The 23,209-nt window shown below is 46.8% G+C and carries 18 protein-coding genes and 1 riboswitch; of the genes, 11 read left to right on the forward strand and 7 right to left on the reverse strand.

All coding sequences use genetic code 11. The features are described from left to right. Positions 1 to 106: 106 nt before the first annotated feature. From ade to GVY43_RS13980, 3 genes are all read left to right on the forward strand, one after another. Positions 107 to 1,816 (forward strand): adenine deaminase, encoded by a 1,710-nt coding sequence (gene ade, locus GVY43_RS13970; protein WP_159563512.1) that lies wholly within the window; start codon positions 107 to 109, stop codon positions 1,814 to 1,816. A 118-nt stretch (positions 1,817 to 1,934) separates the two neighbouring features. Then, positions 1,935 to 2,219 carry a hypothetical protein gene (locus GVY43_RS13975; RefSeq protein WP_015880753.1) on the forward strand — a complete coding sequence of 95 codons (285 nt, stop codon included), beginning with the start codon at positions 1,935 to 1,937 and terminating at the stop codon, positions 2,217 to 2,219. Between the two features lie 57 nt (positions 2,220 to 2,276). Next, a riboswitch (Lysine riboswitch) is annotated at positions 2,277 to 2,451 on the forward strand. 112 nt (positions 2,452 to 2,563) lie between these two features. After that, the gene (locus GVY43_RS13980) at positions 2,564 to 4,156 is read left to right on the forward strand and encodes a Na+/H+ antiporter NhaC family protein (RefSeq protein ID WP_159563513.1); all 1,593 of its coding nucleotides are present in this window, start codon (positions 2,564 to 2,566) and stop codon (positions 4,154 to 4,156) included. Positions 4,157 to 4,503: 347 nt separating this feature from the next. Here the strand turns inward: GVY43_RS13980 and GVY43_RS13985 are convergent, their stop codons facing one another. After that, positions 4,504 to 6,129, reverse strand: coding sequence for a peptide ABC transporter substrate-binding protein (locus GVY43_RS13985; RefSeq protein ID WP_159563514.1), 1,626 nt, complete (start codon positions 6,127 to 6,129; stop codon positions 4,504 to 4,506). Positions 6,130 to 6,352: 223 nt separating this feature from the next. Here GVY43_RS13985 and GVY43_RS13990 point away from each other — a divergent pair, with 223 nt between their 5' ends. Beyond that, entirely contained in the window at positions 6,353 to 7,756 is a 1,404-nt protein-coding gene (locus GVY43_RS13990) for a basic amino acid/polyamine antiporter (protein WP_159563515.1), read from the forward strand. Positions 7,757 to 7,773: 17 nt separating this feature from the next. Here GVY43_RS13990 and GVY43_RS13995 read toward each other — a convergent pair whose 3' ends face one another. Continuing rightward, on the reverse strand, positions 7,774 to 9,828 hold the full coding sequence (locus GVY43_RS13995; RefSeq protein ID WP_159563516.1) for a bifunctional diguanylate cyclase/phosphodiesterase: 2,055 nt from the start codon (positions 9,826 to 9,828) through the stop codon (positions 7,774 to 7,776). Between the two features lie 155 nt (positions 9,829 to 9,983). On the opposite strand from GVY43_RS13995, the gene GVY43_RS14000 reads away from it, so the two are divergent. The 3 genes from GVY43_RS14000 to GVY43_RS14010 all read left to right on the forward strand — a co-directional run bounded on the left by GVY43_RS14000 (position 9,984) and on the right by GVY43_RS14010 (position 11,995). Then, entirely contained in the window at positions 9,984 to 11,186 is a 1,203-nt protein-coding gene (locus GVY43_RS14000) for an ornithine--oxo-acid transaminase (RefSeq protein ID WP_015880758.1), read from the forward strand. A gap of 79 nt (positions 11,187 to 11,265) precedes the next feature. After that, entirely contained in the window at positions 11,266 to 11,652 is a 387-nt protein-coding gene (gene crcB, locus GVY43_RS14005) for a fluoride efflux transporter CrcB (protein WP_159563517.1), read from the forward strand. A 10-nt stretch (positions 11,653 to 11,662) separates the two neighbouring features. Beyond that, on the forward strand, positions 11,663 to 11,995 hold the full coding sequence (locus GVY43_RS14010) for a CrcB family protein (RefSeq protein WP_015880760.1): 333 nt from the start codon (positions 11,663 to 11,665) through the stop codon (positions 11,993 to 11,995). 34 nt (positions 11,996 to 12,029) lie between these two features. On the opposite strand, the gene yhfH is transcribed toward GVY43_RS14010, so the two are convergent. After that, entirely contained in the window at positions 12,030 to 12,188 is a 159-nt protein-coding gene (yhfH, locus tag GVY43_RS14015; RefSeq protein WP_015880761.1) for a protein YhfH, read from the reverse strand. Positions 12,189 to 12,337: 149 nt separating this feature from the next. Between yhfH and GVY43_RS14020 the strand changes: the two genes are divergently transcribed. Together GVY43_RS14020 and GVY43_RS14025 are read left to right on the forward strand one after the other, a co-directional pair. Further along, positions 12,338 to 12,700, forward strand: coding sequence for a metalloregulator ArsR/SmtB family transcription factor (locus tag GVY43_RS14020; RefSeq protein WP_015880762.1), 363 nt, complete (start codon positions 12,338 to 12,340; stop codon positions 12,698 to 12,700). A 109-nt stretch (positions 12,701 to 12,809) separates the two neighbouring features. After that, positions 12,810 to 14,852 carry a heavy metal translocating P-type ATPase gene (locus GVY43_RS14025; protein ID WP_159563518.1) on the forward strand — a complete coding sequence of 681 codons (2,043 nt, stop codon included), beginning with the start codon at positions 12,810 to 12,812 and terminating at the stop codon, positions 14,850 to 14,852. A 39-nt stretch (positions 14,853 to 14,891) separates the two neighbouring features. Here the strand turns inward: GVY43_RS14025 and GVY43_RS14030 are convergent, their stop codons facing one another. Further along, entirely contained in the window at positions 14,892 to 15,515 is a 624-nt protein-coding gene (locus tag GVY43_RS14030) for a hypothetical protein (protein WP_078146294.1), read from the reverse strand. A gap of 151 nt (positions 15,516 to 15,666) precedes the next feature. Here GVY43_RS14030 and GVY43_RS14035 point away from each other — a divergent pair, with 151 nt between their 5' ends. Then, a complete protein-coding gene (locus tag GVY43_RS14035) occupies positions 15,667 to 17,736 on the forward strand; it encodes an alpha-amylase (RefSeq protein ID WP_159563519.1) in 2,070 nt (689 codons plus the stop codon). Positions 17,737 to 17,763: 27 nt separating this feature from the next. Here GVY43_RS14035 and GVY43_RS14040 read toward each other — a convergent pair whose 3' ends face one another. The 3 genes from GVY43_RS14040 to GVY43_RS14050 form a co-directional block, all read right to left on the reverse strand. Next, positions 17,764 to 20,370, reverse strand: coding sequence for a bifunctional diguanylate cyclase/phosphodiesterase (locus tag GVY43_RS14040; RefSeq protein WP_159563520.1), 2,607 nt, complete (start codon positions 20,368 to 20,370; stop codon positions 17,764 to 17,766). A gap of 114 nt (positions 20,371 to 20,484) precedes the next feature. Continuing rightward, positions 20,485 to 21,351 carry a YitT family protein gene (locus GVY43_RS14045; RefSeq protein ID WP_159563521.1) on the reverse strand — a complete coding sequence of 289 codons (867 nt, stop codon included), beginning with the start codon at positions 21,349 to 21,351 and terminating at the stop codon, positions 20,485 to 20,487. Positions 21,352 to 21,428: 77 nt separating this feature from the next. Continuing rightward, a complete protein-coding gene (locus GVY43_RS14050; RefSeq protein WP_074037788.1) occupies positions 21,429 to 21,836 on the reverse strand; it encodes a YkvA family protein in 408 nt (135 codons plus the stop codon). Positions 21,837 to 21,948: 112 nt separating this feature from the next. Between GVY43_RS14050 and GVY43_RS14055 the strand changes: the two genes are divergently transcribed. Next, positions 21,949 to 23,187, forward strand: a complete 1,239-nt coding sequence (locus tag GVY43_RS14055) for an aminopeptidase (RefSeq protein ID WP_015880769.1) — start codon at positions 21,949 to 21,951, stop codon at positions 23,185 to 23,187. Positions 23,188 to 23,209 lie beyond the last annotated feature (22 nt).

Genomic DNA, 23,209 nt, shown 5'->3' on the forward strand with positions numbered 1-23,209 from the left:
TTCAGAAAGATATGTTATCATTGTCGCACAACTTGAAAAAGAAATTGCAACGAAAAGAATATTCTTGGTAAGATAGTTAAAATACATTGAATAAGGAGATCAAGAGATGGAGAAACAACATTTGATTGACATCGCCGCAAAGAAAAAGAAAGCGGCCGTCGTCTTTAAAGACGTCGCAGTGATTGACGTGTACAGTCGTGAGACGATTCGTACAGACGTCGCCATCGACGCAGGATATATCGTGGCTATTGGGGAAGGGTACGATGGAGAGGTCGAGTATCACGATCCGACGTGGACGCTTGCGCCGTCCTTTATCGATTCGCACGTCCATATCGAGTCATCGATGGTCCCCCCGCATGAATTTGCGAAAGCAGTCTTACCACTTGGTGTCACAACGGTGATTGCTGACCCTCATGAGATTGCGAATGTGAACGGAGCACTCGGGATTGAGTACATGTTAGCAGATGCGAAAGGACTTCCACTCGACGTTCGGATGATGCTTCCGAGTTGTGTACCAGCGACACCATTTGAACATGCGGGCGCAAAACTGTATGCAGAAGATTTGGTACCGTTTTTAGGAGATCCAGCGGTGCATGGCCTGGGCGAAGTCATGGACTATCCATCAGTTGAAGCCGGAAGTGAAGACATGCTTCAAAAGATCGCGCAGACGGAACAAGCGGGTAAAGTCGTGGATGGACATGCTTCAGGTCTCAACCCCGATCAATTGAATGTATATCGCTCAGCAGGAATCATGACGGATCATGAATGTACGACTGCGGAAGAGGCGATTGAACGAGTGCGACGTGGATTCTACGTTCAAATTCGGGAAGGGTCCGTTGCTCGAAACGTGGAGAAGGTGAGCCTAGCCGTTACGGAAAGCAATGCCCACCGCTTCCTTTTCTGTACGGATGATAAGCATTTGGATGACTTGGTCGCGGAAGGTGGAATCGACTACAACATCCGTACCGCCATCAAGCAAGGGGTTAAGCCGGAAACGGCCTATGCCATCGCAAGTCTACATGCCGCAGAGACCTATGGATTAAAAGAGGTCGGGGCGATCGCACCTGGTAAGAAGGCGAACTTCGTTATCTTGTCAGACGTCGAATCGGTAAAAATCGAACAAGTCTATGTGAATGGTACGCTCGTCGCGGAGAAGGGGAATGCGACGTTTGAATCGGAAGGAATTGAAGTGCCAAAACCGATGAAAGGTGAGCTCGCTTTACCCGAATTGACCGCCGAGTCGTTCCGACTTGCCGCAAGTGAAGAAGAAATCGATGTCATTCAAGTGCTTCCGAACAGCTTGTTGACGAAACGACAGCGTCTCACGTTCCAACCAGACGCATCAGGCGCAGATTTATCGCAGGATATCGCGACGCTTGCCGTCATCGAACGCCATCACGGGACAGGCCATATGGCTCTTGCCCCGGTAACGGGATTCGGCTTGAAACGAGGTGCCCTAGCAGCCACGGTTGCCCATGACAGCCATAACTTGGTCGTCGCCGGGGTCAGCCCGGAAGACATGTTGCTCGCGGCGAGAACGCTTGAAAAAGTAGGGGGAGGGGTCGTCGCCGTATCGGAAGGAGAAGTGCTTGCCGTCCTTCCGCTCGAGATTGGTGGACTGATGACGAAGCGACCATATCGTGAAGTGGCAGAGATTCTGGAACAGCTCAATGATGCGCTAGATGTCGTGGGAGCCCATCGTCATTTCAATCCGTATTTGACGATGTCCTTCCTCGCCTTACCGGTCATTCCTGACTTGAAATTGACCGATATGGGATTGTTCGACGTGACCACGTTCTCATTCATCAACGCTTGACTCGGTCTAACGTATGATTTTTGTTAAGAACCGCCGATAACGATTGAATGCGTGACGGGAAGTTGGTATAGTTACGTCAAGTTTCATCGGGTCAACATTGAAAGGGGGGATATTACAGATGGAACAAGTTGCTTACAATCGGTCGTATGATGAACATGAGGAATTGATCAATTCTGTATATCGTGCTTTCAAGGACCGATGCGAAGAACTACCAGAAGAAACACAGACAAAACGTCGTTTACGACGACTCATTTTCTCTACGATTAAAGAACAGACGAAGTCTCACGCTGACCGATTCGTGTTGTATCACTTCTTCAACGACTTCTTTAAAGCGGTGGAAACGAATGACCAAGAAGCACTCGCTGTCTTGAAGCGAATCATTCGTGATGAAAAAAACTATTGATATGTGACACCAACCTGTGATAATTTAGACGTAACTTTAAATGAATATTCGTGCTATCGATGAGGTAGAGGTGCGATGCTGATGAGTAAGTAGTCGGAGGATGACAACGATGAGGACTACAAAAAGGCAGGATCGCCGAAGTGCAACACCATGTCCGTGGGGTTGTGCTGGGCTGACGGGAAATACCCGTCGGACTGCCATACATATTTACGTATGGAGCGCTCCAAGTCGGCTAAGAAAGACGGAACATCCAGCGAGGGTGTCGGCTTTGTTGCCGATGCCCTCGCTTTGCGTTTTTTTAAGCATAGGGGGGCCTCATCCTAATAAAAAAGGAGGAATTCAGCATGGTAGATTATTCAACATCGGTACTCTCACTCGTACCGGCATTACTTGCAATTATTATGGCAATCACAACACGAAAGGTCATCCCATCACTCGGTGTCGGGATTATCGCAGGAGTCCTTCTCTTGCATAACTTCAATCCAATTGATTCGATTCAATACTTGTGGTCGAACATCATCGCTTTATTCTGGGCGGATGGAGCCATCAACGAATGGAACGTCTTGTTGATTGCGTTCTTGCTCCTTCTCGGGATTTTATCGTCAATCATTCAAACATCAGGTGGCGCACGCGCATTTGGTGAATGGGCTGCGGCGAACGTCAAGACAGCACGCGGTGCACGTCTCGTCTCATTCGGACTTGGTATTTTGATTTTTATCGATGACTACTTCAATAGCTTGGCGGTCGGAAACATCAGTCGTCCACTCACAGACCGTAAAAACATCTCACGTGCAAAGTTGGCTTACACGATTGACTCAACGGCAGCACCTGTCTGTGTCATCAGCCCGCTTTCAAGTTGGGGTGCATATATCATCGCCATCATCGCAGGTATTTTGGCAAAATACTCGATTGACAGCTATTCGTCATTCTCTGCATTCATTCAAATCATCCCAATGAACTTCTATGCCGTCTTCGCACTACTCTTGACAGCATATGTGGCATTCACTGGACTTGCCATCGGACCGATGCGCACGCACGAACTTCGTGCCCTCCAAGGGGAGTTGTATGATTCGGCAAAAGGAAAACCGATGGGAATGAGCGAAGATTTACACGAGCACGAAGGTGGAAAAGTACGTGATTTGATCGTACCAATTATCACGCTTATCATTGCGACAGTGTCAGCGATGCTTTACACGGGTGGTCAAGCGCTCGCGGCTGACGGTCAAGACTTCTCGTTGATTGGAGCCTTCGAATCGACAGACGTGACACGCTCACTCGTTGCGGGTGTTGTCATCAGTTTGATTGTCGCATTCTTGCTTCTCATTGGTCGTAAAATCCCAACGCGTGACTATGGAAAAGCGGCATGGGAAGGCGTTCGTGCCATGTGGCCGGCTGTCTTGATTCTCTTGTTTGCTTGGACAATCATTGCGGTCATCAGCGACATGAAGACTGGTGAATACTTGGCGAGCTTCGTGACAGATACAATCGCTGCATCTTACTTGCCACTCCTTCTCTTCTTGATTGCCGGAATCATGGCATTCTCGACAGGAACTAGTTGGGGAACATTTGGTTTGATGCTTCCGATCGGTGCCGACTTGATCATGGCTGTTGAACCGGAACTTCTTCTCGCGTCACTTGCGGCTGTATTGGCCGGCGCGGTGTTTGGTGACCACTGTTCACCAATTTCAGATACAACGATTCTCAGCTCAACAGGAGCGGGCTCGCACCACATCGACCACGTGGTAACACAATTGCCGTATGCTATTCTTGCAGCGGTCGTGTCAGCGATCGGTTACTTGGTGCTCGGGATTACAGCATCGATTTGGATCGGATTCTTCGCTGCATTGATTTCGTTTATCGTATTGGTAGGAGTCGCAGAAGTGATTTCAAAACGTGGGAAAGTACCTGCAGAACTTCGCGCAAAACGTGAGGCGTGATATATGAAAATGACTTCCATCAAATCGATGGAAGTCATTTTTTATGTGCGGTCGTCACTGCATAAGTGAGACGGTCGAGTAGTTTACCGAGAATGAACCAAAAGAGAACTATGATGTACAGTGATAGGCTGTGGTAATGAAGATGAATGACGTACAAAGAAAACCAAGGTGTCTCGAGCAACCAAAATGGAGGCGAAGTAGATGTGCTTGTCATCCAATCCAGATACATTCATGATGCAGATCGTGACAGCTAATAAGGTGAACCGCAGTGTCAAACTCTTTATAGAGAGACTTTCACGACAGAAAAACCTCCCTGGTCCATGTAGGAATCAAGGAGGTTACAATCATTATTTCACGTCAAGCCACTTGAAACTTGCATCGGCACCGAACGGGTGACGGTACATGTTCTCGATGTTTGAACGCTCTAAGTATGCCTCACCTTTTTGATAAATCGGAGCGATGGCAAAGTCTTCTTCGAGAAGGATGCGTTCTGCTTCTTGCATTGCTTCCCAACGTTTCATCTGATCGGCTTCTTTCTTCGCAGATTGAATCAACTGATCATATTCGTCATTCGAGTACTCCATACGGTTAAACGGTCCGTCTGTGACCCACATGTCGAGGTATGTCATCGGATCCTGATAGTCAGGGCCCCAACCAGCTGCAGAAACGTCATATTCGCCTTTCCCTTCAAGATCAAGGAAGTTTTTGAACGGTTGCTGTTTGATGTTAAGTGTCAAACCAGGCAAGTTCTTCTCAAGTTCGCCTTTGATGAACTCGTTCACTTTCTTGAACGCTTCTTCGTCACGTGAGAGGAACTCGAGTTCGATTGTTTCAACACCTAATTCTTCTAATCCTTTTTCCCACGCGGCTTTTGCTTCATCTACGTTGTAGTTGAGGAGGTCTGGATACTTCTCACGGAAGTCAGCTCCGTCTTCTGTGAACGTGAAGTCTTTCGCTACGATATAGTTCGCCGGTTGCGATCCATCTGTTAAGATGACATCTGTTACACTCTGTTTGTCGAATCCTTTCGCAAGTGCTTCACGGATGTTGACGTTTTGGAGCGCTTCGTTCTTTTGGTTGAAACGAAGGAAGTTGATTCGAGCATCGGCACGCGTTTTGAACTCGTCGCTGTCTTCGAATTGCGGAACGAATTCAGAAGAGAGGAGCGTGTAGTCCGCTTCACCAGACTCGAACAAGTTGACCCCAGTCGATACGTCTTTTACGACTTTGACGTTGATCGTGTCCATCTTGACGTTTTCAGCATCCCAATATTCAGGGTTCTTCTTGTAAACCCATCCTGCATTGTCTTGCCACTCGCTCAAGACGTAAGGTCCGTTATAGAGTGTCTTGTCGACAGATGTTGCGAACTCTTCGCCTTGCTCTTCGACGTACTCTTGTTTTTGCGGCATATAAGTTGGGAATCCAGTCAAACCTAAGAAATAAGGAGCTGGTGCTTCCAATTGTACTTCAAGCGTTTTTTCGTCAATCGCTTTTGCGCCGAGGTCGTCGAGCGACATTTCACCCGCAAGGATTTTGTTCGCGTTTTTCAAGTCTTGAAGAATATAGGCATACTCCGCACCTGTTTCAGGATTGAGGGCACGTTTCCAAGAGTAAACGAAGTCTTCAGCTGTAATTGGAGAACCGTCCGACCAGTTTGCGTCACGTAACTTGAACGTGTATGTAAGTCCATCCTCAGATACTTCGACATCTTCGGCAATCCCCGGTGTCGGTTGGTTGTTCTCATCTAGACGATACAATCCTTCGAACACGTTGTTTGTCACGATGATCGATGTCGAGTCTGTTGTCAGTGTCGGATCGAGCTGCGGCAAGTCCGTCGCCGATACCATTGTGATTTCTTTTTTCGCATCGCTCGAAGATGAACCTTCTGAACTTGATGAGTCATCTCCTGTGCTACAAGCAGCCGTCGCCAATAATGCGACCCCCGATAACGCTAACCATTTTTTGTTACGCATCATACAACCTCCCGAAAATTCTGATAATTTAGAATATGTTGTAATTAAACTACATCTGACATGAATATGCAATGGAATTTTTCAAATTATCCGAAAATATAAACTTATTTAGAATGACTATTCATCAATCCTTTCAGGAAGTAGAATAGAAAAATCAACGAATGATTATACAATATTTTTGTATAGTTATTCGTATGGATAGGATAGTAGTGGAGGCGTTAACTTGAAACAACATTCAGCCGGAATCGGCTTTTTCGGTCTTGCGGCAATGGTCGTCGGGACCATGATTGGTGGAGGTGCGTTTAACCTGCCTGGTGCAATGGCACAAGGGGCAGGGGTCGGACCAGTTTTAATTGGATGGGGGATTACGGGTGTCGGCATGATTATGCTCGCCTTTGTGTTTCAGTTTTTAGCAAACACGCGGCCAGAGCTAGAAGGCGGAATTTACGCCTATGCCCGTGAAGGTTTCGGGAAGTTTGTCGGATTCAACAGCGGATGGGGGTACTGGATGTCGGCTTGGATTGGGACGGTAGCCAACATCACATTGATTTTCAGTACATTGGCTTATTTTTTTCCTATATTCTCAGCAGAACACCGACTGTTTCGCTTGTTCGTGAGTGTCGTTCTGATTTGGGGCTTATTTTGGCTTATTTCACGTGGGATGCGTGAAGCGGCACTTCTCAATATCGTGACAACGATTGCGAAACTCGTCCCGATTATCTTGTTCATCGTGTTGATCCTATTCGCGTTTAAAATAGATACGTTCCAAGTCGATTTTTGGGGAGAAACAGGGTTTGTTTGGGCGGATGTGTTTCCACAAGTGAAGTCGACGATGCTCGTCACACTCTGGGCATTTGTCGGTATCGAGGGAGCGGTCGTGTTGTCATCGCGCGCACGACACAAAAAAGATGTCGGTCGTGCCACGGTCATTGGCCTGATTGGGACGTTATTGATTTACATGATGATTTCCATCTTCTCGTTTGGTGTCATGACACAGGAGCAACTCGCTGCGTTGCCTGAACCGTCGATGGCATATGTGTTAGAAGCGGTCGTCGGCCCGTTCGGCGCAACATTGATTAACATCGGACTGCTCGTATCATTAACAGGCGCATTGCTCGGCTGGACGATTTTAGCGACGGAAATTTCGTACGTGGCGAGCCGGGATGGGGTGTTTCCGAAAGTATTTCACCGTTTGAATGCGAACGAGACACCAGTGAACGCGCTATTCATCACCCAAGCGTTCACTCAAGTGGTCACGGCCATCGCCTTGTTTTCAGAACAGACGTATCTCGTGCTTTCAAGCATCGCTGGAATCGCAGCACTCGTTCCTTATCTATTCTCGGCACTCTATGGATGGATGGAGGCGAAGCGGGCGACGTCGCTACGGATGATGGTCGTTTCCGGGATTGCCTCGCTATACGCCGCCTGGTTACTCTATGCTTCAGGATTCGAGTATGTCTTGATTGCGATGATTCTATACGCACCTGGCATCTTCGTCTTTCTTTTGGCAGAACGGGAACAAGGGCGACCGTTCTTGACCCGTACCCAATCGATGATTGCCTTGATTATTCTATTGTGTGCGACCTATGGCATTTATGGACTTTGGACAGCCACGATTGCCCTATAAGAAAACTCACCGGCGTCTCAAGCGTCCGGTGAGTTTTTTGATGATCGGAGTAATTGTTCGATTACACTTGGTGAAGCAGGTCTCGCATATAAATAGCCCTGGAAAGAATCGCAATCTGTCGACTTTAAGTGTGCCAACATCTCTTCATCTTCGACTCCCTCTGCGACGACGTGGAGATTTAAGCTCTTCCCAAGATGGACGATGACATCGAGGAGATGAGATTTGGACGCCATCCAATCATCGAGAAAGACTTTATCGATTTTGAGTTCATCGACCGGGAAGGACTTCAAATACTGCAAGGACGAGAAGCCTGTTCCGAAATCGTCAATCGACAGTCGATAGTTCAAGCGCTTGATTTGTTCCATGCGTTCGATGATTTCATCAGTTTGTTGCATGACGAGACTTTCCGTGATCTCCAAGATGATGTCTGCCGGGTCGAGCTGGAGTTGTTGCTTGATGTTTCGTAACGTATTCAAAAAACTGTCGCTTCGGAATTGATTAGGCGAAATGTTGATTGCCATCGAGAGCGGTTGATCGAACTCGGCTTTCCAGGCTTTCAGTTGTTTCGTTGCCTCTAAGATGACCCAGTTGTTGATGGGAACGATGAGTGCCATCTCTTCCGCGAGCGGAATGAACTCTGAAGGCGGGATTTGTCCCAGTTCGTCGTGATGCCAACGAAGGAGTGCCTCAAAACCGATGAGCCGGTCTGTGGCGAGTTCATACTTTGGTTGATACTCAAGATAAAAATGCTTTTCTTCAAGGGCTCGGTACATCGCCTTCTCAATATTGATTTGTCTCGAGAAAGCGGCATCCATATCTTTTGTCACAAATTGAATCGTACCGACGCCGATCTGTTTCCCTTTGAAGAGGGCACTTTCAGCACGTGTATACAGTTCCTCGAGTGAACTTGTCGAAGACGGATAAAATACGCATCCGATCGAAATCGATACCATGATGGAGTGATGGTAAATCCGGAACGGACGTTGCAGTTCGTGTTGCAGATGTCGGAGTACTTGGAACACTTCTTCTTTCGATTCCTCGAAGAACATGACACCGAACAGTCCGCCCGTAGGATGGAATAAAAGAGCGGATTCCGGAATGAGATGCAGTGCGCGCTCTTTGATTTGGATGAGAAGTTCGTTCCCAACGCGAGACCCGAATGACTCATTGATAATTTTGAAGCGGTCGATATCAAACAAGGCAATATGAAGGAGACCTTCTCGCTCATCGATTTGTCGAAGGATTGAGTCGTAGCGACGTAAAAACCCTTTTTTATTATAAAGTCCGGTCAACTCATTTTGATAAGCGAGGAACTGGACTTCTTTTTCAAGACGCTTCTTTTCCGAGACATCAAATCCGAATGCGGTATATTGAATCACTTCATTCTTCTCACTAACAATCGGTACGACAGTCAAGTTAAGCCAACACGGCTCTGACTCATGTTGCTTACAGGAGATCGGCATCTCACCGTTCCAAATCCGATTAGTCTCAAGTGATTTTAAAACGTTACGCGAAATCCCGTCCTGTTCACTTGAATCATGAATGAGTTCGAACCATTCGCGTCCGATTAGCTGTTGCTCCGTCGCATCGAGTAGACGGCATAACGAAGGATTAATGTCTACAATCTCGCCTTTCGCATTTGTCGCCAAGTAATGCGTGGACTGTTTGATCATCTCTTGAAAATGATGAAGTAGATTGAACTGTTCTGTACTGATGAGCGGTCCAAATCCTTTTGGGAGAAACGCTAAAAAATAACCATAAATCCCTTCGAGCGAAAAAGATTGCAGGTAGGCAGTCGCATAGATGACGGAGCCATCCTTATGTTGAAACGGCGTCATCGCCGTTGTCGAGAATGGATATTGAAGGAGGAGCGGCGACCATGTTTCGAGAGCATGATCTAATTGCCGGACGACCGGCAGTGGTTGATGGAGGACTTCGTCACGTTCCCAGCCGAATAAAACTTCGGCATGCGTATTCCATAATAGGACCGTACCATCTTGAGAAATATAACAACACGGAACAGATAAAGCATCGATGAATTCATCTACTGGTAAATCACGCAATGAAGCCACATCATTTCCTCCAATCTGTCATGCTAAATGCATATTCTAATGTCAGTGTACCTGATTTTGCCAATTCAAGGAATGCTTAAGTTCGTCATTGTCAAAAGAAAGAGGGACGTCATATACTGAAAGAGTAAGATAGTTTTGAATAAGGGGGAAACAATATGTCAAAAACACACGATGTGATTGAATTGACAGAGAAGTTCGGGGCACATAACTATCATCCACTACCGATTGTCATTTCGGAGGCGAAAGGGATTTGGGTAACCGATCCTGAGGGGAATCGCTACATGGATATGTTAAGTGCATACTCTGCTGTCAATCAGGGACACTGTCATCCGAAGATCATCCAAGCGCTTAAAGATCAAGCGGATAAGATCACGTTGACGTCGCGCGCCTTTTATAACGATCAACTCGGACGTTTTTACGACAAAGTGGTAACGCTTACAAAGAAACAGATGGTGTTACCGATGAACACGGGTGCAGAAGCGGTCGAGACGGCCGTGAAGACAGCACGTCGTTGGGCATATGACGTGAAGGGCATTCCGGGACAAGCGGAAATCATCGTCTGCTCAGGAAACTTCCATGGACGGACGATGGCTGCTGTGTCGATGTCGACAGAAGCGGAATATCAGCGTGGATTCGGACCATTATTGCCAGGGTTCAAAGTTGTGCCATACGGTGATATCGACGCGTTCGAAGCGGCGATCACAGAGAATACAGCGGCGTTCATCGTTGAACCGATTCAAGGGGAAGCTGGAATCATCATTCCGCCGGCTGGTTATTTGAAGCGGGCATCCGAGCTCTGTAAAGAACATAATGTCCTCTTCGTCGCAGATGAGATCCAGTCTGGACTTGGTCGTTCTGGAAAGTGGTTTGCCATCGAGTGGGAAGACGTCACACCGGATATGTATATTCTCGGAAAAGCACTCGGAGGCGGAGTCTTCCCAATCTCATGTGTTGCAGCTGACCAGGAGATTCTTTCGGTCTTCAACCCAGGCTCGCACGGGTCGACGTTTGGTGGAAACCCGCTTGCTTCGGCTGTCTCCGTCGCGGCTCTTGAAGTGTTAGAAGAAGAAAACCTACCGGAACGTTCGCTAGAACTCGGGACGTACTTCATGGATCGCTTGAAGTCGATCGACAATCCGATGATTCGTGACGTTCGCGGACGTGGACTCTTTATCGGCATTGAGTTGACGGAGTCGGCTCGTCCTTATTGTGAGGCGCTAAAAGAGCGGGGACTTCTCTGTAAAGAAACACATGAAACCGTGATTCGATTGGCACCACCGCTTGTGATCACGAAAGAAGAACTCGACCAAGCATTCGAAGCAATCGAAGCCGTATTGGCCCCCGCAGCTATTTCGTAAGAAGCGTCAGCTTGGTATAATGAAGTCAGTTCAATCGACACCTGCCTAGCAGGTGTCTTTTTCGTGGAGGAGGAGTTGGATGATTTACATATATGTCGGATTGGCAGGGGCGGTCGGTGCTTTGGCACGCTATGGTCTTGGTATGATGATCGATTCGATTGGACCGAGCGCATTCCCGGTTTCGACATTGCTCATCAATCTCATCGGTAGTTTTTTGTTAGGGTGGTTGACTCACATGTTTCTTCGAACGGGTAAACTTTCTCCTCAATTCGTCACGATTGTGGGGACTGGAATGATTGGTTCCTTCACTACATTCTCCACGTTTAGCGTTGAAACGATTCGATTATTAGACGAAAGTCGGATAGGGCTGGCGCTTCTATACGTCTTTTTGAGTATCACGCTTGGACTCGGGAGCTCATGGCTTGGTTATCGTGTCGGCGTGAGACGAAAAGTTGAGGTGAAATAGGGTGACAATCATGTGGATTGCGACAGGTGCCTTTTTTGGTGCGATGTGTCGTTTTGCTATTGGTCAACTGATGAAACGGTGGTCTGATTCCACCTTTCCATTTGCAACATTATTCGTCAATGTGTCGGGTTCGTTTGGCCTTGGGTATTTATATGCCCACACGAGCCATCCGTCGCTCCTTCTCTTTTTAGGGATTGGATTTTTAGGGTCGTTTACGACGTTTTCGACTTTGAAACTTGAATTGATGCGGTTTGCGACAAAAGACTGGATTCGATTCGGACTTTATCTCCTTGCGACATATCTGTTTGGAATACTGGCTGCTTATATCGGCTGGTCAATCTAAAACAACGCCCCTTCCATTTCGAAGGGGCGTTGTTTTATTCTGCAAGTTGAAGCTTCTCGGTACATGAAGCACAAGTCGTTTCGTATGACTCGCACTGTTCATCCATATGCTTCCCGCATTCCTGGCACGTTTTGTCCGGTAGTTTTTGATAAAACTCGACAGATGATTCGAGTCGGCTTGCCCATTCATTCATATGAAAATGCCTCCTTCGTAGATGTGTCACGGTATTGGTTGTTGTCATGATTGTATTATAACAGATGTCATTAAGTCAACTATAATATATAACAGATATATTCGGGATTTTTTGCTACACTATACACATCAAAAGACGAGGTGAAAAAAATGAAAGTGCCACAGTGTGAAACGATTGGAATTCAATCAGAGGACGTTCCAACGCTACAAACCGCCTTGGCGCAATTAGATGCGCCTCGAGTCAGTCGTTTGTTTAAAGCGTTCGCTGATCCGACCCGTCTAAAAGTGCTGTATGTGTTGACGCTCGAACATGAACTATGTGTATGCGATGTGGCGGCCGTTATCGGTCACTCTAACGCGACCGCATCTCACCATTTACGGACATTACTTGAACAAGGATTGGTAAAGTATCGTAAAGAAGGGAAAGTCGTTTATTATTCATTGGATGATGAGCACGTGAGACAGCTCGTTGAAATTGCATTGACACACAGTGAAGAACAAAAAGACGTTTAAGTTCAATGACCGTCCCCATTCGAGGGGCGGTCATTTTTTTGTACTTGTCTTCAATTTCAATTCACGATACGATATATTCAAATGAACATTTGAATGTTAGGGGGATATGATGAGAAATCGAGACGTACTACCTGTGTCCGGTATTACCTGTACTAATTGTGCGGCCAAAATTGAGCGGGATGTGGCGAAATGTGAAGAAGTCGCATCTTGCCAAATTGATTTTGCGACGAGTCGTATGGTGATTGAATGGGTGGACCCGTCGAACCGTGACAAGATGCTTCAGTCAATTGAGCAGACGATGGGGCGGATTGAACCGGGAGCGAAGTTTGTAAAACAAGATGACGATCAAACCGAAGGACGAGATTGGACGCTTTGGAGATTTCTCACAGCCGCTCTTATTTTTTCGATGGCGATTTGGACAGATTCGATTTTAGGATATATTGCGGCATATTCACTTGCTGGTTACGACGTCGTATACGGTGCGGTCCGGAACATATGGAACCGGGAATGGTTTGACGAGAAATTTTTAATGACCATCGCGACAATCGGGGCATTCGCCATTTCGGAATACCCGGAAGCGGTGGCGGTCATGCTGTTTTATCAACTTGGGGAATACGTGCAAGGACGGGCGGTACGCGCCTCCCGAAAATCGATTCAGTCCTTGTTGAATATGAAACCGACCAGAGCGCGTGTACTCGAGGCGGGTCAGGAAATGGAACGATTGCCGGAAGAAGTAACGGTCGGGTCACACCTCGTCATTCGTTCAGGAGAACTAGTCCCGATGGACGGATTCGTCGTGAGTGGGGCGAGCTCTTTAAATACGTCGTCATTGACTGGTGAATCCGTTCCAAGGCAAGTTAGCGCGGGCGAGGAAGTGTTGGCAGGTATGGTCAATATCGAGGGGCGTCTCATCGTTGAAACGACAAAGCTCGCGGCTGAATCAAGCCTTCAAAAAATGATTGCTCTCGTCGAAGAGGCGAATGGAAAGAAAGCAAAAACGGAACAAATGATCACGCGCTTGGCAAAAGTCTATACACCGATTGTGGTAGTCATGGCGACACTTGTCGCATTCGTTCCACCCTTGTTTGTAGGGGACTTGAATGAATGGATTTACCGGGCCTTGATTTTTCTCGTCATCAGTTGCCCTTGTGCACTTGTGATTTCAATCCCGTTAGGTTATTTCGGGGGGATCGGTTCTGGATCGAAACAAGGGATTCTTGTAAAAGGTGGCGAGTTCCTTGATACATTGACTGAAGTGGATGCAGTGGTCTTCGATAAAACAGGAACATTGACGACCGGGCGATTTGAAGTGACCGATATCGTGACGACAGACGGCATCACTAGCGATGAACTGTTACGGTTAGCTGCCCGTGTCGAACAAGCATCCAATCATCCTCTTGCGCAAGCAATCGTCCGTCGTGCTGGGGAGGTTCAATCGTTTGATTCGATTCAAGAGGAGCCGGGATATGGTCTCCGTGCACGAGATGGTGACGACGAGGTGTATGTAGGGAGTGCCCGTTACATGGAACGGTTAGGTCAAGTGATTGCAGATTCGTCAATCGGGACGAATGTACATGTGATGAAGAATAATCGTTGGCTTGGACGAATCGAACTGATGGATACGGTAAAGCCGGATGCGATGGCTGCAATCGAACAATTGAAACGAATCGGAATCCAGACGGTCATGCTATCTGGAGATCGTCGAGAAGTCGCTACAAAAATTGGCAAGCAACTCGGATTGGATGAAGTACGAGGGGAGTTGCTGCCGCACGAGAAAGTGGAGGCAATCGAACGGATGGTCGGAACGCGTAAAGTTGCTTTTGTCGGGGATGGTATGAATGATGCGGCGGCTTTGGCCCGGGCAGACGTCGGTCTCGTCATGGGTGGCGTCGGAAGCGATACAGCAGTCACGGCGGCGGACGTGGTATTGATGCATGATGCGCCAACGGATGTCATTCGGGCCATTGAGCTAGGCAAACGAACGAAGCGCGTCGTCTGGCAAAATATTTTCTTTGCCTTTGGAATCAAAGCACTTGTCATGCTTTTAGGATTGTTCGGCATCGCAACGATGTGGGAAGCGGTATTTGCGGACGTGGGAGTGGCGCTTCTTGCCATCGCGAACGCGACGCGGTTACTTCGTATGACATCATGAAAGAAGTGTCTCGGTTTTATACCTGAGACACTTCTTTTTTTATTCGATTCTGTCGTGATGCGTTTTAATGCGCAACAACATAAAGGTGAGGATGACAATAATAGCAAGAAGTAAAAAAGTGATGGTGAAAAGGACTTGTGTCAAGAAAGATACTTGATTCTCTGCCGCAATCAACTCTTTATGAATGTCTTTATATTGCATTTGTTTGAGAGACCGTAAATCTTCTAAAATCGTTTGCCGAAGTTCTGTCATCGTTTCTGCGACAGCCGTCGCTTTCACTAAGTCGCCTTCTTCATAGATGACGAGAACGCGGTCGGCTTCCTTTTCCCAAATGGCATCTCGTTCGAGTAAATCGAGGACAGAGCTCGGTGTGTCCGGGTCATCGATGATGGATTGTTTAAGGTCTTTGGCTTGTCGAGACATGCTATAGTACATCTCTAAAAAGTGTCGGTCTTCATATGCGAGTAATCCACGAATGGCATTTGCCCGTTCGACGTTATAATACATCACGTCTTCAATCGATTCATAGGAGTCGAGTTGTTCGCCTTGAATGGTTTCGAGACGCTCATTTGTTTCTTTCAATTGAAAAATAAAAATAAAAATAATCGAAATAGATAAGATTGATAAACTGATCCATAATAAAATCCACTTTCGTTGTGACATCGTGACCCTCCTTTCTTCTACATCGTACATGATTTTGTAAAAAACGACAGAAAATATTTTTTTGAAAAAGGAAAAAACGGGGAAATGTATAATCATTAAGAGTAGTGTCTCTTGATGAGAGAAGACAATTAGATGCATAAGGAGAGTCAATATGTCAGAGAACTCGACGTTACACAAGCTGTGCCAGGTTTTACGAAACAAGCGAACCAATCTTACCTATGAGATTCCGAGTCTTTGGAATCGCATGCGTTTCCATTCCGAGCCGGTTCGAGATGGGGTGGAACGTGTCAATCCATATGATTTTTTGTTGGAAACGATTGAAAAAACGATTTTCCCGTATGCACATGAAAGTCGCGACTATCGTACTTCCATTGCGCTTGCAGACGGACATTTACAAACCGGGGGGGATTGGATCAAACGGGCATCGGTCTACTCCATGCAAGTTCGTACATCGACCTCATGGGACCATGACGGGTCGGGTTACGTTGAAAGGGAGAATTCAGTGGGAATGAAAGACACAGGCACTTTTGTGAAAACGCTTGCATTGATTCCACATCTTCTCTATATGGGGATCGATACATTATTCCTCTTGCCGATTTCGCAACACAGCCATAAAAACAAGAAGGGTGAATTCGGTTCTCCTTATGCCGTTCAAGACTTTTTCGCAATTGATGAAGAGTTAAAGGAAACGTTAACTGGTGACGAGATGACGGTCGAAGAAGAATTTGCCGCATTCGTGGAGGCCTGTCACATGGTAGGGATTCGTGTCGTCATCGATGTCATCCCGCGGACGTGTGCCCGAGATAACCGTCTCATCTTAGAAAACCCGGAATGGTTTTACTGGATTCCCTTGACGGAAGTCGATTACTATCATCCGCCATATGTTCCGGGCATTGGGGAGAACGTCAAACCGGAATTTGCTTTCTTGCCGATGGTGTATAACTCAGAAGACGTATGGCAACACTTGCGACGGTTCTCCATGGCACCGAATTTGATTGATGCGGAGAAATGGGATCGTGTACGTAACACGTTGCTCGAGCATCCAGAAGAAAACGTATTGGCGATGATTGAACGAGAGTTCGGATTGACAACTGCACCTGCTTTCTCGGATTGTATCAATGACCCGCAACCACCATGGTCAGACGTAACCTATTTCCGACTTTTCTTAGACCATCCGCTTGCAGCGGCACCTTATGTGAACGATGCGAACATTGCACCTTATATCCTGTTTGACTCGATCAAATCCAATCAATTCCGAGGAAATGAGATCAATGAACCTGTTTGGGAGATGCTCGCTGATATCATTCCTCACTATCAACGGGAATACGGTATAGATGGAGCGCGTATTGATATGGGTCATGCCCTTCCGGTCGATTTAGCACAACGAATTTTGGAACAACCGCGTGCCATCGATTCGAATTTCAGCTTTATCGCTGAAGAACTCATCGAGTCCGGAGCCTGGGCGGCGAAGGACGCTGGCTATAATATGATTATCGGATATGGTTTTTATAAAGAACCGCGATTCAACACGCATGAAACCCATCAATTCTTATACGATTCACGCTTTTTACCTCTTCCGGTATTTGCAGCAGGTGAAACGGCAGATACGCGACGACTCGCGACACGGGAAGGCGGACGAAAAGCAAGCCGTTTGTTGACGGTGTTGAACGGATTTATGCCTAATGGGGTTCCGATGACGAACTCGGGGCTCGAATTGTATGAGACACAACCGATGAACACTGGACTCGATTGTCGACCGGAAGAGGCGTATCAACTCTTCCCGACGGATCCTTATTTTGGCAAGCTTGCGTTTTTTGATGCGTATCAGTTTCATTGGGATCATCCAGAACGGGATGAAATGATTGAAGTGATGCATCAAGTGGCTGAAATTCGACGTCGATGGTTAGATGTGCTCGTGGATCCGAATCACTTTGAACCGCTCGTTTTAAATGAACCGTTCGCCCCGTTCATTGGATTCGCTTGGTTACGACCGGAAACGAATGATACGTTGCTCGTCGTAGCGAATACGAACATGGTAGATGCGCTACGAGGAGTTGTCACGCTTGATGGGGTGAGACGTCGAAATTGGAATGCGAGTCGTTTTGCGGAGATGGTCTATTCACCTGATTCGTGGCCGTATGCGGAGCATTCGTTTGATGATAATTGGAATCTCTTGGTCGATTTGAAACCGGGAGAAGTCAAAGTGTACGAGATGAGATGAAAAAACGCCTTGTACCGAATAACCGGTTCAAGGCGTTGTGTGTTTCATGTAATAAATGACAAATTCATCGAGCGGCATCGGTTTCGCATAGCGATATCCTTGCATGGAGTCACAACCGATTTTACGAAGGAACGTCTCCTGGTACTCGGTTTCGACGCCTTCGGCAACGAGTGCCATACCGAGTTGGCGTGCCATGGCGACAATGGTCGTCGTGACCATTTGATATTCGCGATTCTCTTCAAGCTGCATCGTGAACTCACGAGGAATTTTCAGTTCATCGATTGGATAACGGACGAGGTATGCGAGTGAACTGTACCCTGTCCCGAAATCATCGATAGACAGCTTGATGCCGAGTGCTTTTAACTCTAAAATGCGATTTAATACACGATCCGAATGATGTGCGGCCACGGTTTCTGTCAACTCAAAATTAAGGCGTGACGGTTCAATCGGGAACCGCTCGAACAATGTTTTCAAGTAATCGATCAAGTGTTCATCAAACAACTGACGGACGGATAAGTTGACCGATAGTTTCGGTAAATGGATGTCGCCTTGTTCAAATACGTGAATCAATTGGAATGTCTCATGAATCATCCAACGACCTAAATCCTGAATATGTCCCGTTTCTTCAGCAATCGGAATGAACTGGCTTGGTGGAATGAACGCACCGTTATGTTGCCAGCGCATGAGCGCCTCTGCTCCGATGATTGCTTTCGTCGAGGCATCCACTTGAGGCTGAAGGAAAAGGGAAATCTCGCCTTTTTCAAGTGCGGTTTCAAGCCCTTCCATCAACACTTTCCGCTCTTCTTTGTCCTCCCGTAACTCTGGTTCGAACATGACGGTTTCGTCACGACCTTTGTCTTTCGCGCGATACATCGCCAAATCGGCATTCGAGAGCAAGTGCTTTAATTTTTTCCCATGCTCCGGGAAGCGGACAATCCCGATCGAGGCATGGACTTCGACGAGTGTCCCGGCCATATAATACGGGGGACGATAGACAAGCCGCCGCAATCGTTCCGTCAACATCTCATCGTCTCCATGTTCCGCGACGACGATAAACTCATCGCCCCCGAGTCGCCCGGCATATTCGTTCGGCAAGAGTGCAGTCCGCAGCCGTTTTCCGATATGTTGTAATAACTGGTCACCCATATGATGACCGAATTGATCATTGATTTCTTTAAATCCATCCAAATCGGAAAACATCAATGTGAACGTACGCCCTTCCTCGATCAAGCGTTCGATTTGCTCTTGAAGTGCGTAGCGGTTATGAAGACCGGTCAAACTATCGAATTTAGCTTGATACAGAATTTGTTCTTGTTGCTCGATCATCTGGGTGATGTCTTTAGCGATAGCGTAGATGCCCTCGACTTCTCCCTCGATGATCATTGGGACGTTGACCAATTGCCAGACGCGTGTTTCCCCTTCGTCGGTCATCACACGCACATCGATTGTTCGGGGACGACCGTTCGTCAACTCTTGAAGAATGATGGTATAAGGTGCACGGTCTTTCGATTCAATGATGTCTAAGATGTTCGAGCCGAGTAGTGTTTCGGTTGTCAGTCCTAAGATAGAACTGCCGGCCTCGTTGACAGATAACACTTCGCCATGCAAGTCGAATAAGAAAATCGGTTCTGAATGGTAGGCAAAAAGCGAACGGTATTGCTGTTCACGGATTTCTAATTCATGTGCCTTGGTCGACACGGCAACTTCCAAATCTGTGTTGACGGAATGCAAACGATGACTGATGAGTGCGTTCTGTTTGGAGACGACAAACTGACGAATGAGCAACAAGAGAACAGCATTTGCGATCATCGAGTCCATTACGGATGTTCCAAGAAGGCGATCGGAAGCGAGTAAAAACATCATGACGACCACACTATACAGCACATAATCGACAATGGAATCGTAGGCAAGTGCATCTTCCGATACATCATCGACCCAGTAGCTAATCGAGATGGTCAAGATACTACTGACTTGCAACAGATGAATCAATTCATGTGTAATTCCGGAAAAGACAACCAACGTGTTTGCAATCGAAGCAATCGTGAATCCAAGAATTCCGACGAGCAATAAAATCCGGAACTGTTGACCGGCTGAGACGACTCGATTTAAGTAGAGGAATGCGAGCATCATATAGAGGCTAATGAGTAACATTTGCTCTTCGAATCCGCTCAACTGTGACACGAGTGAGACGTCTTGCGTTGAAAAGAACCAAATATGAAGACCACCAATCAAAAGGAAACTGAACAGGGCGAATAAATCGAACGTGCGTAGTTTCAAAGTACGAAACTCAATCGATTGCGTGATGACGATTAAAGCCATGATTAAATAAAAGAAATTTTGGAGGAACAACAAGGACTGCATATTGTCGTTGATTGAATGATAGTGCATCAGTAAGTACAGCGTGAAGCATACATTTCCTGCACTAATCAAAATATGGATAAAACGCCGCATACCTCTATGTTTAAAGATAGCTACTCCGCTAAAGCCAATCGCTGCCCCTGATATGACGAGATAATAGATGAACAACGTGATCTGTAGTAAGTCGTGCGGGGTCAAAAATAAAAATAAAAGTCCGGTAGAAAAAGTTCCGATGAGAATCGCCGGAACGTATTGGCGCAACGAGTAAACAGACAACTCATGCACCTCCTTCTTTATATGTATGGGGCTCTTATTTATTATCGGAACAGGAGAACGAAGATTACACAAAAAAATCGACAACAATCTATATTGTTGTCGAAAATTTTAGATTTACAGTGTATATGAGTGTTCTTTAAAGTTCCCGACGACTGAATCGATTTCAGACACAGTGACAAACGCCTCAGAATCGATTTCAGACACGATTTGACGAAGGCGTGGGATTTCATTGTTCTGGACGACGACGTACAGCATTTTTTTCGAATCATTCGAATATCCGCCTGTCGCATCCATAATTGTGACGCCCCGTTTCAAATTCTGCTTGATGACCAAATTGATTTCGTCTGCTTTTTGACAAATGATGAAGCATTGCTTTTGGGCAGCGAAGAATTTATGAATCGTAAGCAACGTACGGGATCTGACGAAGCTTAACACAAGCGCGTACATGACAGCTTTGATGTCAAAGACGATGAAGACCAACACATAGACGATGATGTCTTGTGTCAGAAAGATTTTAGGTAACGACAAGTTTCGATTATTCATATAGATGACTTTCCCTAGAATATCGAGTCCACCGGTGGAAGCTCCTGCAAAGAGGAGAAGTGCGAGTCCAAGCCCTGAAACGATTCCGCTGAACACCGAAGCGACGAGCGGATCATCGAGAGGGGTCGGGGGAATCAAGACTGGCAAACTATCGATGAGGATAGAGGAAAGTACGACGACAATTCCTGTCATCAAGATAAATCGACGTCCCAAATATTTTAGTCCCAATATAAAGAGCGGGATATTAAGCACGAGCTGTGTCAAACCGATGGGAGTTCCAAACAGTTCATTCGTAATCAACGTGATTCCGACGATTCCCCCAGAACCGATTTCGTTTGGTTTAAGCAGTAAGCTGACAAAGACAGACTGAAGGATTGTCCCGGCAATGATGAACAGTACCGTTTCAAGGGCAACCCGTTTTCGAGATTTTGCATACATAGATAATGGCTAGGCCTGACGCCTCCTTTTTGTAAGTCTTCTGCAAGCGTACTGCTACTTTTACGTCATTTCAAGTCTCACATGTCATTATGGAATCGATCGATATCACTCGCTAATTGCTCATGTACGTAATCGATGACTTGAGCATCATCAAAAAGTCCGAGTGGGACATCGTCTGGAATCGCATCGAATGGGGAGACGAAGTATAGGATGGCCGCAACAAGTTCCTCTTGTTTATCGGGTTGCATCTCAAATTGTTCATTGTAAAGCGCGCGTAACATATTCAGCATTTGTTTCATCTGGAAGTAAAGTGTCAGTTCTTCTTCACGCTCGATGTTACTGATTTCATTGGATGCCACATCGACTGTGACTTTTGCGAGTGCGCGTTCACCTTGAACGAGCAAGTCGCCCAATTGTTCTCGGTCGCGGATGTCTTCTTTCGCTTGTTTTAAAAAATGTGTGTATGTTGTTTTCCAATCTGCCATTTGGATTCCTCCTTCTTTCTTCATCTACTAATATGCCCGTTTTTGCGCATTGGTTGCAACTTTTCCTGAAATTTAAGAAAATAAAGATAACTGAAAAGGAGGAACGATACATATGTCTAAGATTTCGATGCCGACAGAGGCAGATTTCGCACGCTATGCAGAATTAGCTGTGAAAAAAGGTGTGAACATTCAACCTGGTCAACAATTAGAAGTACGTGCTGACATCAGTCAGGCACCACTCGTCCGTCACGTGGTGAAGGCTGCTTATGCGGCCGGAGCGAAGCAAGTGTTCGTCAACTGGAGCGACGAAGAAACAGGGAAGATCCGTTATTTCAATGCACCAGCGGATTCGTTCAAAGAGTTTCCAGATTGGTTGAAGGCTCGTTTTGAGCAATTGGCTGAAGAGAAGACGGCATTCTTGTCAATCGTCAGTGATGACCCGGATGCATTGAATGGTGTGGAATCGTCACGCATTTCGGATGCAAACCGTGCAGCAGGACAAGCGCTTGCGAAGTGGCGTCAATATGTGATGAGCGACAATGTGAGCTGGTCAATCGTCGCAGGTGCGTCAGAAGCGTGGGCACAAAAAGTATTCCCGGGACGTGATGATGCGGTTGCAGCATTATGGCAAGCCATCTTCGCAGCAACGCGGATGGATCAAGAAGATGTCGTCGCGGCATGGGATACACACGATCAATCACTCCGTAGCCGTGCGAAGCTGTTGACAGAGAAGAAATATGCGAAGCTTCATTACAAAGCGCCAGGTACGGAACTGACGATCGGACTTCCGAAAAAACACGTCTTCCTTGGCGGTGGCGGCCCGAACGTCGATGGCATCGACTTTATCGCAAACATGCCTACGGAAGAGGTCTTCACGCTCGCAGATAAAGATTCTGTGGAAGGTCACGTATCGAGTACAAAACCACTCAGCTACAGCGGGAACTTGATTGATGAGTTCACTCTTTGGTTTGAAGGTGGGAAAGTCGTCAAAGCGGAGGCGAAAAAAGGGCAAGCGGCTCTTGATGAATTGTTGAATATGGATGAGGGTGCGCGTCGTATCGGTGAAGTAGCGCTCGTTCCGGATGATTCTCCAATCTCGAACTCTGGTCTTCTCTTCTATAACACGTTGTTTGATGAGAATGCATCGTGTCACTTGGCGCTCGGACGTGCGTACTCGACATGTCTCGAAGGGGGTCCTTCGATGTCACAAGAAGAGCTCGCGGCGAACGGGGCGAACGACTCGATGACACACGTTGACTTCATGATCGGGTCAGCCGAAATGAATATCGATGGTGAACGGGAAGACGGGACGCGTGAAGCAATCATGCGTGACGGGAACTGGGTCATCTAAACAAAAGAGCGAATTCCGAAAG

The sequence above is a fragment of the Exiguobacterium sp. 8H genome (assembly GCF_902506255.1).
GTDB lineage: Bacteria > Bacillota > Bacilli > Exiguobacteriales > Exiguobacteriaceae > Exiguobacterium > Exiguobacterium profundum.